This window comes from Chryseobacterium sp. KBW03, from assembly GCF_003852415.1.
GTDB lineage: Bacteria > Bacteroidota > Bacteroidia > Flavobacteriales > Weeksellaceae > Chryseobacterium > Chryseobacterium viscerum.
In genome coordinates this window covers 49,355-61,073 of sequence record NZ_QAJO01000005.1, presented here as the reverse complement: position 1 = coordinate 61,073, position 11,719 = coordinate 49,355, and the positions used below count along the sequence as shown (strand labels likewise).

General features: G+C 35.9%; 12 protein-coding genes. 11 read left to right on the top strand and 1 reads right to left on the bottom strand.

Annotated elements, in window-relative coordinates; all coding sequences use genetic code 11:
• Positions 1-9: 9 nt before the first annotated feature.
• The 11 genes from DBR39_RS11780 (at position 10) to DBR39_RS11730 (ending at position 10,738) form a co-directional block, all read left to right on the top strand.
• Complete coding sequence (locus DBR39_RS11780) at positions 10-513, top strand: GbsR/MarR family transcriptional regulator (protein WP_103232512.1); 504 nt, start codon at positions 10-12, stop codon at positions 511-513.
• 80 nt (positions 514-593) lie between these two features.
• Positions 594-1,538 carry a hypothetical protein gene (locus tag DBR39_RS11775; protein WP_124533300.1) on the top strand — a complete coding sequence of 315 codons (945 nt, stop codon included), beginning with the start codon at positions 594-596 and terminating at the stop codon, positions 1,536-1,538.
• Complete coding sequence (locus DBR39_RS11770; RefSeq protein WP_124533298.1) at positions 1,531-2,205, top strand: class I SAM-dependent methyltransferase; 675 nt, start codon at positions 1,531-1,533, stop codon at positions 2,203-2,205. The genes DBR39_RS11775 and DBR39_RS11770 overlap by 8 nt, the downstream gene beginning before the upstream one ends.
• 120 nt (positions 2,206-2,325) lie before the next feature.
• Positions 2,326-2,700, top strand: a complete 375-nt coding sequence (locus tag DBR39_RS11765) for a hypothetical protein (protein ID WP_124533296.1) — start codon at positions 2,326-2,328, stop codon at positions 2,698-2,700.
• A complete protein-coding gene (locus DBR39_RS11760; RefSeq protein WP_124533294.1) occupies positions 2,697-3,509 on the top strand; it encodes a hypothetical protein in 813 nt (270 codons plus the stop codon). Before DBR39_RS11765 ends, DBR39_RS11760 begins: the two co-directional genes overlap by 4 nt.
• Positions 3,510-3,520: 11 nt before the next feature.
• Positions 3,521-4,303, top strand: a complete 783-nt coding sequence (locus DBR39_RS11755; RefSeq protein WP_124533292.1) for a fatty acid desaturase family protein — start codon at positions 3,521-3,523, stop codon at positions 4,301-4,303.
• Between the two features lie 2 nt (positions 4,304-4,305).
• Complete coding sequence (locus tag DBR39_RS11750) at positions 4,306-4,782, top strand: SRPBCC family protein (protein ID WP_124533290.1); 477 nt, start codon at positions 4,306-4,308, stop codon at positions 4,780-4,782.
• A 17-nt stretch (positions 4,783-4,799) separates the two neighbouring features.
• Positions 4,800-5,504: a YqjF family protein gene (locus DBR39_RS11745; protein WP_124533288.1), complete on the top strand. Its 705-nt coding sequence runs from the start codon at positions 4,800-4,802 to the stop codon at positions 5,502-5,504.
• A 75-nt stretch (positions 5,505-5,579) separates the two neighbouring features.
• Entirely contained in the window at positions 5,580-6,479 is a 900-nt protein-coding gene (locus DBR39_RS11740; protein ID WP_124533286.1) for a TIGR01777 family oxidoreductase, read from the top strand.
• Positions 6,480-6,529: 50 nt separating this feature from the next.
• Positions 6,530-7,972: an alpha-L-fucosidase gene (locus tag DBR39_RS11735; protein ID WP_124533284.1), complete on the top strand. Its 1,443-nt coding sequence runs from the start codon at positions 6,530-6,532 to the stop codon at positions 7,970-7,972.
• Between the two features lie 102 nt (positions 7,973-8,074).
• Positions 8,075-10,738: a glycoside hydrolase family 3 N-terminal domain-containing protein gene (locus DBR39_RS11730; protein ID WP_124533283.1), complete on the top strand. Its 2,664-nt coding sequence runs from the start codon at positions 8,075-8,077 to the stop codon at positions 10,736-10,738.
• 56 nt (positions 10,739-10,794) lie between these two features.
• Here the strand turns inward: DBR39_RS11730 and DBR39_RS11725 are convergent, their stop codons facing one another.
• Positions 10,795-11,676, bottom strand: a complete 882-nt coding sequence (locus tag DBR39_RS11725; protein ID WP_124533281.1) for a hypothetical protein — start codon at positions 11,674-11,676, stop codon at positions 10,795-10,797.
• Positions 11,677-11,719: the final 43 nt, after the last annotated feature.

The window sequence follows — 11,719 nt, the reverse complement described above, 5'->3', positions numbered from 1 at the left end:
GAAAAAGAAATGCAACTTTCAGAAGCAAAAGAAAAATATATTCAGACCTGGGGAACCTTTGCTACCAATTGGGGAATCAACCGTACGATGGCACAGGTACATGCACTGCTTTTGGCAACCGGCAGACCACTTTCTACAGATGAGGTAATGGAGCAGTTGGAGATTTCAAGAGGGAATGCCAATATGAATCTTCGTGCTCTGATAGACTGGGGAATCGTGAAAAAAGAATTTGTAAAAGGCGACCGTAAAGAATATTTCGTAGCAGAAAAAGATGTATGGTATCTTTTCAAGCAAATTACCAAAGAGCGTAGAAAAAGAGAAATAGAACCTGTAATTTCTTTCCTGGAAGAGCTGAAGAATATTGAAGATAAAGATTCAGAAGAAGCTCAGGAATTTATCAAATTGATGAATGATTTCAGTTCTGTAACCGGAAAAATCAACAATATTATGGATCTGGCGATCAAAAGTGATGATCACTGGCTGGTAGGAAAGATTACTAATTTGTTGAAATAGAAAATAGAAAGAGGATGAAAATCCTTTTTTATTTCTAGTAAACTTTCAAAAATTACTGAAAATATAAAACTTATAATATCATGAAGAATTTTTTTAAACAATACCTCTATTTAAGTCTATTTTTGACTGTTGTTTTAATTGTTGCAGTATGGTTTTTTCTGGTTTCCAAAGGTGAGTATGGACTCACAATGTTCTTTACCATTCCGGTTTCTATTGGATTTATCATTGGATATGTAAAGTATTTTAAAAAAATCGGATTGATGAATGTTCTGAAGACCATCTTCAAAATAGTATTAGGATTAGTCATTTTCTCTGTGATCTTGATAGCAGCCGGAACAGAAGGAGCTATTTGCATTATTATGGCTATCCCATTTATTGGCTTTGCCATGTTTGTGGGTTTTACAATTGGTTTTATTATTGGGGTTCTTGATGAAAAAAGACATACGGGAAGTGTTATGGTATTTATCCTTTTTATCAATCCGGCATCTTATATTTTTGATACCTATACAAAACCTATTGAGGAGACTATCACTACAGAAATGATTGTGAATTCTTCCAGTGACAAAGTATGGAAACTTTTAAATACACAAATCAATTTCAATGCACCTGATTTTATCCTGTTTGAAAAAGGAGTCAGCTATCCAAAGAATATAAAACTAGTAGATGAAAACGGAAAATTAGGGTATAGTTGCCAGACCAATAATGATGAATTACAACTTAATATTGACGAGTTTATAGAAAATAAAAAAGTAAAATTCTCTCTGGAAAATCAAACCATTCCAATGAAAGAGATAACACCTTATGAAGAAATTGATGCCAAGCATTTACATGATTATTTTATCGTGAAGTATGGTGAAATTACTTTAGACAAACTGTCAGAAAATAAAACAAAAATAATAGCAAAAACAAAATACAGCTACAAAATAGCACCTACCTGGTACTGGAAGAAATGGTCCGGATATATCATCGATAAAATGCAAAGCCATGTATTACAATCTATAAAAACACAATCTGAAAATGAATGATCTGCAGCAATATTTTGACCGTATACAGCCCAGATACTATATCAATGAAATTGCATCTTTAGGGTTTACCAGGCTGTTCAGAAAAATGGCAGTCCAAAAGGTGAAAAGTTACGGAGATAAAAGAGTTCTTGATCTGATGAGCGGACAGGGAGAAAACTTGAAATTCCTTCAGCTGCATAATGAAAATACAGAAATTGTCACTCTGGATTTTTCTTCAGCAATGAATGTGAAACTGTCTTCAACATTTAAAGAGAAACTGTTTGTAAAGCAAATTCAGGATGATTTTTTCGAAAGTCATATTCCGGACCGTTCTATGGATATTATATTGTGTTCTTACGGTACAAAGACGATAGAGGAAGATAAGAAAAAGATTTTTGCAGATAAACTATCAAAGATTATTGACGAAAAAGGAGAAATAATCATTGTAGAATTTGTAAAACCCAAAACAGCATGGAGATTCACTTGTGTAAAATGGTATATTGAAATTCTGGTTTCAAAACTTTTTGGAAGCGAGTTTGGAAAACTCTTTCATTATATCAACAAAAATGAGAGTCTGGAAGATTTGAAAATACAGGTTATAAAGAACAGTCTGTCTATCATTTCACACAAAAGATACCTGGATCTGGTAGAAATTCTTCACGTAAAAAGAGACGAGTTTTTTATTTGAAACTATATTTCAAAAATTACTGAAAATTTTAAATTAATAATAATTATGAAAAATTTAATCATTCATTTATTCCTGATTATTTATTTCAGAAGAAAAGGATCACTGTAAACAATACCTGCCATGAAGACATTTACAAAATACGATTACTTTATTCAATTAATCATTCTCATAGTCTGCATTGTGGGTGCAGTGATGAAATACAAGGATTGGAAATTTATTGAATTTTACTTTGTTGTGGGAGGAGTACAATTAATAAGCTATCTGATCAGACTGTTTTTAAAATTAAAACAATCATCCGAATTCAGAGTCTATGGTTTAACCGTAATGCCGGTCTGGATATGTCTGCTTTTGGTTGACCAAAAAATTTATAATGAATTCACAATGGCTCTCATGGGAATTTTCCTGATTCTGGCATTGTTCTATACGCCGATAATGGCCATTCTCTATGTTTATGATTGTTACAACACGTATGAACCTTATAAATCATTATTATGAAAACGCTCAAAAATCACACGCTGATCTACGACAATGAATGCCCCATGTGTAATCTGTATTCCAAAGGTTTCACAACATGCGGAATGTTGGATGAAGATGGAAGAGAAGCATTTACAGAAATGTCATTCAAAAATAAAGATCTGATAGACTTTAGCCGGGCGAAAAATGAAATTGCACTGGTAGATCACAGCAAAAATAAAGTTGTATATGGATTAGACAGTCTGCTTCTCATCATTGGAAACTCTTTTCCGTTGTTGGCGAAAGTTGCAGGAATAAAACCTTTGTATTGGTTTTTCAAAAAGTTGTATTCCTTCGTTTCTTATAACCGGAAACAAATTATTCCTTCTAAAAAAGACTATACAGAACAATCCTGTGTACCGGATTTTAACCTGAAATACAGAATAGCATACATCAGTTTTGTGGTTATTTTTTCAGCCTATATCTTAAGTGAATTTTCCGGAAAACTGAACTTAAATTTGGAAAAGAATTTCCTGAGAGAATTTGCAGTTTGTCTCGGTCAGATCCTGTGGCAGACCATCTTTTTAAAAACGTATGTCAAAGACAAGATCTGGGATTATCTGGGAAACATGATGACCGTTTCTCTGATTGGAACTTTACTTTTAATTCCTGTTTTGATGACCAGTTTTACGTCTGTTTTTTATATGATTTACTTTGGAATTGTAGTTTTGATCATGTTTCTGGAACATATAAGAAGATGCAGAATACTAAAGCTGAATTTTCTTCCTACCATTTCATGGATATTGTTTAGAATAACAGCGCTGGCTATTATCATCCTGACAACCATTTAAAAAATTAAGACATGAATCATCTTGAAATTATCAGAACCATAGAGTGGAAAGACCTAAAGAAACTCTCTCCAAAGGAAATACTGATTGAAAATAACATCAGTCTGCCATGGCTTTTTATTTCCCTGTTTTTAGCGTATAAAGGATATTATGGATTAGCATTGCCGTTCTCCGGTTTTTATTTCCTCACCGCATTGAGACAGGTACATAATGGCTTTCACAATTCATTGGGAACCGGAAAAAGGTTGACATGGTTGTCTTTATATCTTAACAGCCTTACCATGATGGCCTCTATTCACGCCGTAAAATTTAATCACCTGAGGCATCATAAATTTTGCCTTTCAGAAGAAGATTATGAAGGTAAATCAGCTTCTATGAAATGGTATCAAGCCATTCTATATGGACCCAAACATATGTTTTTGATTCATTGGATCACTTTTAAAAAAGCCAATAAAACCTACCGTAAGAATATGATGTTGGAGCTGGCATCTATAGCCGTTCTTATAGCAGTAGTGTTTTATTTTCACATCTATTTCCTGATGTATCACATACTGATAATGGTTTTTGGTGAATTTCTGATGGCATTTTTTGCAGTGTGGACTGTTCATCACGATACCCATAAGCATCCTGATATTGCCAGAACACAGCGGGGATTCTGGAAGAATAAATTGAGCTTCAGCATGTTTTATCATATGGAACACCATTTTTTTCCTGCGGTGCCTACCATAAAACTTCCAGAGCTTGCAGAAAGAATAGACAAAAAGCTGCCAGAATTAAACAAAAAACAAACCTTTTAAAAATGTCAAGAATCTATTTAAACACCGTAATCAATGCAGATATTCATTATGTCTTTGATCTGGCAAGGAATATCGACCTTCATCAGCAGTCAACTTCAAAAACTGATGAAAAAGCCATTGCAGGACGTACATCAGGGCTGATTGAAGAAAATGAAACGGTCACCTGGAGAGCAAAACATCTGGGAATCTATCAGACCCTGACTACAAAAATTGTCAATATGGAAAAACCTGTTCAATTTATCGATGTTATGCAGGAAGGAGCGTTCAAATCTATGCGCCACCGTCATATTTTTAAATCCGTGAATGGGAAAACGCTGATGACAGACATTTTTGAATTTGAATCTCCGCTGGGCGTCATAGGAAAACTATTTAATGCCATTTTTCTCACCGGATATCTCAGAAATTTCCTGCTGGAAAGAAATCAGTTGGTAAAGACCGTTGCAGAATCTTCTATGAAGGAAGGGGTTGCTATTTTTTAATCTAAAAACACATCATTATGAACTTTTTAAAAGCAGAATGGCGAAAATTAGCCATCATCAATTACGAGATCAACCCTGATCTATTATCAGCATACCTGCCCAAAGGAACAGAACTCGATTTTTATAAGGACAAATGCTATGTAAGCCTGGTAGGATTCATGTTTTTAAATACCAAACTGTTAGGATTACCTATTCCTTTTCACCGTAATTTTGAAGAAGTGAACCTAAGATTTTATGTCAGGAAAAAAGAAAATGGAGTTTGGAAAAGAGGGGTGGTATTCATCAAGGAAATTGTTCCGAAACCTGCATTAAGCCTGGTAGCGAACTCTGTATACAAAGAAAATTACCACACCATGCCGATGAAAAATCTGATTCAGGAGAAAGAAGATGAACTGCTGATCCGCTATTCATGGAAAGATAAAAGCTGGCATTCTATTCAGATTATGGCAGAAAACAGAACAAAGCCAATGGAAGAAAATTCAGAGTTTGAATTCATCACAGAACATTATTTTGGCTTTACTAAAAAAGAAAATACAACCTCAGAATATGAAGTATGCCATCCAAAATGGGAATTTTATACCGTAAAAGACCACCAGTTAGAAATCGATTTTCAAAAGATCTATGGAAATGATTTTGAGTGTCTGAATCATCAAAAACCCATTTCTGTTATGTTGGCAGAAGGCTCAGAAATTGAAGTGAAAACGAAAAAATATATCAGCTAAAAATACAAAAACTCCTACCACAAAATATGTAAAAATCTGTGCAATCAGTGGGTTAATTCCTTAAATTTAAAAACAATGAAAATAATCATAGCAGGAGGAACCGGATTTCTCGGCGAAAACCTTGAAAAATATTTTACAGAAAAAGGAAACGAGGTGTATATTCTTACCCGTAACCCCCAACGTAAAAACGAAATCTATTGGGATGCTAAAACAATAGGCGAATGGAAAAACAGTCTTGAAAAAGCAGATGTTCTGATCAATCTCACAGGAAAATCTGTAGACTGCAGGTATCACGAGAAAAATAAACAGGAAATTTATTCTTCAAGAATTGACAGTACAAAAATTTTACAAAAAGCAGTTGATCAGTGTTCTGAAAAACCAAAAATTTGGATGAATGCCAGCTCTGCAACCATATATGTTCACTCTGAAAAACATCTGAATACAGAAGAAAACGGAATTATCGGAGATGATTTTTCTATGAATATCTGCAAAAGCTGGGAGCAGGAATTTTTTAAGATCAAAAATACCGAAATAAGAAAAGTTGCCCTCCGTACTTCTATTGTTCTTGGGAATAATGGCGGCGCTTTCCCAAAATTGAAAACAGTTACAAAACTGGGGCTGGGAGGAAAGCAGGGGAGAGGAAACCAAATGGTAAGCTGGATTCATATCGATGATTTTTGCAAAGCAATAGACTGGATTATTCAAAATGAAAATATTTCAGGAATCATTAATATCACTGCTCCAGGTCCGGTTTCCAATGAAACGATGATGAGAAAATTGAGAAAAGAACTAAAGGCACCTTTTGGACTCAATGCTGCTGTCTGGCAGTTGGAAATAGCTTCCCTATTTCTGAAAACAGAAACTGAGCTGCTTTTAAAAAGCCGGAATGTTTACCCTGAAAGACTCATAAAAAACGGATTTAAGTTTTCATATCCCGGATTTGAGGAAGCTATTCTTAATCTCTTGGAATCCTAATGTTTGCGGATATCCCAAAGGATAATTAAATTAGCGGAAAACTATTCCATATGCTGGTTATACCCAAAATAAAACCCTTTTTCCTTTCATCCCTTCTTATCAGTTCAGTGGTGTTTTCACAAGCCCACAATGTATCCGATGGATATCAGAAACCCACAGACCCACTTGTTGTGCAGAATCTGGAACAATGGCAGGATATGAAATTCGGACTCTTTATGCATTGGGGAACCTACAGCCAGTGGGGGATTGTTGAAAGCTGGAGCCTATGCCCTGAAGATGAATCTTGGACGCAGAGAAAGCCTGAACATGGAAAATCTTATGACGAATATGTAAAAAATTATGAAAACCTTCAGACAACTTTCAATCCAACTCAGTTCAATCCTCAAAAATGGGCTGATGCTGTAAAAAAAGCAGGAATGAAATATGTGGTTTTTACCACCAAGCATCACGATGGTTTTGCGATGTTTGATACTCAACAGTCAGATTATAAGATTACTTCTTCTCAAACACCATTTTCAAAGAATCCAAAATCAGATGTCACGAAAGAGATTTTCAATACCTTTCGGAAAGAAGGATTTAAAATAGGAGCTTATTTCTCAAAACCGGATTGGCATTCTGATGACTATTGGTGGTCTTACTTTCCGCCGAAAGACAGAAATGTTAATTATGATCCTAAGAAATATCCGGAAAGATGGGAGAATTTTAAAAAATTCACCTTCAATCAGCTGAACGAGATCACTTCCAATTATGGTAAAGTGGATATTCTTTGGCTGGATGGAGGCTGGGTTCGTCCTTTTCATACCATAGATCCGAAAGTAGAATGGCAGCGTACCATCAAAGTAGAGCAGGATATTGATATGGACAAAATAGGAACAATGGCGAGAAAAAATCAGCCAGGGATCATCATTGTAGACCGTACCGTTCCTGGGAAATGGGAAAACTATGTTACCCCGGAGCAGGCCGTTCCGGAACACGCTCTTTCTATCCCCTGGGAAAGCTGTATCACAATGGGAGATTCCTTTTCCTACGTTCCCAATGATAATTATAAAACCTCCCAAAAGATCATAGAGACTTTAGTGAAAATCATCTCAAGAGGAGGAAACTACCTGATGAATATTGCTCCCGGTCCCAATGGAGATTATGATGTCATCGTATATGAAAGATTAAAACAGATTTCCGGTTGGATGGATAAAAATCAGTCTGCAGTTTTTGCAACCCGTACTATTGCACCATATCACGAAGGAAATTTTTATTATACGCAAAGCAAAGATGGAAAAACAGTGAATATTTTTCACTTGGATGAAAAAACAAATTATGAGTCTCCACCAACATTAAGTTTTACAATTCCTGATAATTTTAAACCAAAATCTTTGAAAGTTTTAGGGTTATCAAACAAAATTCAATGGAAAAAATCAGGGAATTCAATTGAAATTAATTTGCCTAAAGAAAGAACTCAGTTAAAATATTCAACTGTAGTTCAAATAATGCAATAGTTGAATTTATTACTCATTTTTAGCGGAGAGTTCCAATTCTTGAACTTTCGGCTCTTTTGCTTTAAGGTAAAAGAACAAATTTTAAACTAAATTATTCTTAAGATGTGTTTTAAACTTCGATTTAAAATTATAGGAATTTTCTTGTTGAGCTCAGTATTTATTTCTGCGCAAAAACCTTTGTATAAAGATTCAAAACAGCCTATTGAAACCAGAGTTCAGGACCTTTTGAAGAGAATGACCCCTGAAGAAAAATTCTGGCAGTGCTTTATGATTCCTGGAGATCTGGATCATGTTCCCAAAGGACAATATGCTCATGGAATTTTTGGACTGCAGGTAAGTGCAGGAAACCAGGGAGGTGGAGCAGCAGGGCAATTACTGAAATATAATGCCAATGAAGATGCCGAAAAATTAGCAAAAAAGATCAACGCTATTCAAAAATATTTTGTCGAAGAATCAAGGTTGGGAATTCCCATTATTCCTTTTGATGAAGCTTTACATGGATTGGTTCGGGAAGGAGCAACTGCTTTTCCACAGGCAATAGGTCTCGCAGCCACTTTTAATCCTGAATTGATGAACAAAGTTTCAACAGCGATTGCAAAAGAGTCAAAATTGAGAGGAATTCGTCAAATTCTTACACCGGTAGTAAACCTTGCCAGCGATGTGAGATGGGGAAGAACAGAGGAAACCTATGGCGAAGATCCCTTTCTGACTTCCGTAATGGGAGTAAATTTTGTAAGCTCATTTGAAAATCAGGGAATTATTACTACGCCCAAACACTTTTTAGCCAATGTGGGTGAGGGAGGAAGAGATTCATACCCCATTCATTGGAGCAAAAGATATTTGGAGGAAACCCATTTGGTACCATTCAATAACGCCTTTACAAAAGGGAAAAGCCGTTCCGTGATGACCTCTTATAACCTGTTGGATGGGAGACCTTCAACTGCCAACCATTGGTTACTGACAGAAAAATTAAAAAAAGACTGGGATTTTAAAGGCTTTGTCATCAGTGATGCGAGTGCCGTAGGAGGAGCAAATGTACTCCATTTTACAGCAAAAGATTATGATGATGCTTCTGCACAGGCTATCAATGCAGGGCTTGATGTGATTTTTCAGACAGAATATGCCCATTATAAACTATTCATACCTCCGTTTTTGGATGGAAGAATCTCAAAAGAAAGAATTGATGATGCTGTTTCGAGAGTATTGAGGGCCAAGTTTGAGCTTGGATTATTTGAAAATCCATATGTTTCAATCCAGCAGATTGAAGAATTAAAAAAGCTTAACCATAAGCCTTTAGCAGAAAAAACGGCTGCAGAGTCTTTTGTTTTACTTCAGAACAATAACGGGACTCTTCCTGTTCCGGGAAATGTAAAAAAGATTCTGGTAGTGGGAACAGATGCTTTGGATGCAAGATTAGGCGGTTATTCCGGACCGGGAAATAAGAAAACAAATATTCTGGACGGGATTAAAAATTATACTAAAAATAAAGACATAGAAATCATTTATTCAAAAGGAATCGATTGGAATATAAAAGATTTTACCACGATTTCTAATGAATATCTATCCTCAGAAAATAAAAAAGGATTAAAAGGAATCTATTTTTCCAATACCGATTTAAAAGGAAACCCCGCTTTTGAAAAACAGGATGAGCAGTTGAATTTCAAATGGACCTTATATTCTCCTAATCCTGAAAAACTCCAGCCGGATCATTACAGTATTCGCTGGACCGGAAAACTGGAAGCTCCGGATTCGGGGAATTATCAATTGGGATTACGCGGAAATGATGGTTTTAGATTATACCTGGACGGAAAATTAGTGATTGACCAATGGGAAAAACTGAGCTATTCCACAAAAACAGTACATGTAGATTTTGAAAAAGGAAAAAAATATGACATTACCATTGAATTTCATGAAAACCGTGGTGAAGCCAACCTTGAACTGATCTGGAACTATGGTCTGTATGATTACCAGAAAGATTATAAAGAAGCTTTACATCTTGCTCAAAATGCAGACTATATCATTGTCACTGCCGGAATTCATGAAGGTGAGTTTCAGGATCGTGCCTCATTGAGTTTGCCGGGAAATCAGGAATCTTTTATTCATGAAGTTTCAAAATTAAATAAGCCGACAACAGTGGTTTTAGTTGGAGGTTCAGCCATAAAAACAACAGCCTGGAAAGATAAAGTAGGAGCTATATTAGATGTTTGGTATCCGGGAGAAGAAGGGGGAAATGCGGTAGCAAAGACTCTTTTTGGCGTTGAAAACCCTTCCGGAAAATTACCCATCACTTTTCCCACGGAGGAAGGTCAATTACCATTAACCTATAATCACCACCCAACAGGAAGAGGGAATGATTATTATGATCTGAGTGGTGAACCACTGTATCCGTTTGGGTTCGGATTAAGTTACACGACCTTTGAAATTTCCGGTTTGCAGTTGAACAAAGCGAAATATTCAGAGAATGATACTATTATTGCTAAAGTCAATGTGAAAAATACAGGCTCAAGGGCCGGAAGTGAAGTTGTTCAGCTGTATGTAAAAGACTTATTGGCTGCCGTTTCAAGACCCGTTATTGAGCTGAAGGGATTTCAGAAAATAGAATTGCATCCCGGAGAATCAAAGTCTGTCACGATTGAAATCCCCATAAGACAACTACAGTTTTTAAATGAAAAAATGGAATGGGCTGTAGAAAAAGGAATGTATAGAATTATGGTAGGAAATTCATCGAAGAACCTTCCTTTAAAGCAAAATATTGAAGTTTTATAGAAATTAAAAAGAGCAGATTTTTCTGCTCTTTTTTAGTATGTATTTTTTGAAGATATCTAGTATTTTCTGGCCAGTAGAACGTTCAATAAAAATGTTCCTGTCCAGTTACTGTTATTACTCCCATTATTTCCGATAAAATCAATACGGGCCACTGAAACCGTAAGTCTGGTTCTTCCGGCAGTACCATTGTTGGCAAGGCTTACAAACGAAGCTGTAAATACGTCTGGGAAACTCGAATTATTTCCTGCGGTAAGGATAGGATACATATTAGAAACATTAAAAGGGGTACCCTGATATTCATAAACAAGAGTCATTCTGCTTGCATTGGCATAGTCGGTTGTATGGGCATTATTTACCGATGCTTTACTCACAATCCACCATCTGTCGTTGGCAGCCCCTGAATCATAACCCGCATTCCCATGACTGTTCCAGTCAGCAACAGAGGCAGTTCCTAATGCATGTGGAGGAATCAAAACCTGCGTACCATAAATTTCCACGTTACTTGGTTTAGGAAGAACTGTAAAAGACAAATCCCATGTTCCTCCCGTAGTATTGCTGTTGTTTACCACTTCAGCATAAGCTCCTGTAGGAATTACAAATGAAGCAACCGGATTACTGTCGATTCTTAAGGTATTACCACTGGATGCCTGTAACGTTATCGCATTCGGAGAGATGTTTTTGATTTTATAAATTCTTCCTGTATAACTTGCTGTGCCCGTTCCTATGACAGGAAGTGTGAAGGTTGCATCTGCTGTTCCGTTATAAGTGATATAATGATCCGTTGACAGAATGTTATACGTTGTAGCAGTGATCTGGGTATATCCAGCCCTTAGTGAACCATTGATAGCGAGAGTACTGTTTGGAGTTAAAGTATTGATCCCTACTTGCGCGGAAAGAGGGAGAGCTCCAAATAAAAGGATTGAGATGTATTTTTTCATATTTATAAGATTGGTTTCAAACAAAAATAAAAAAAATATGATG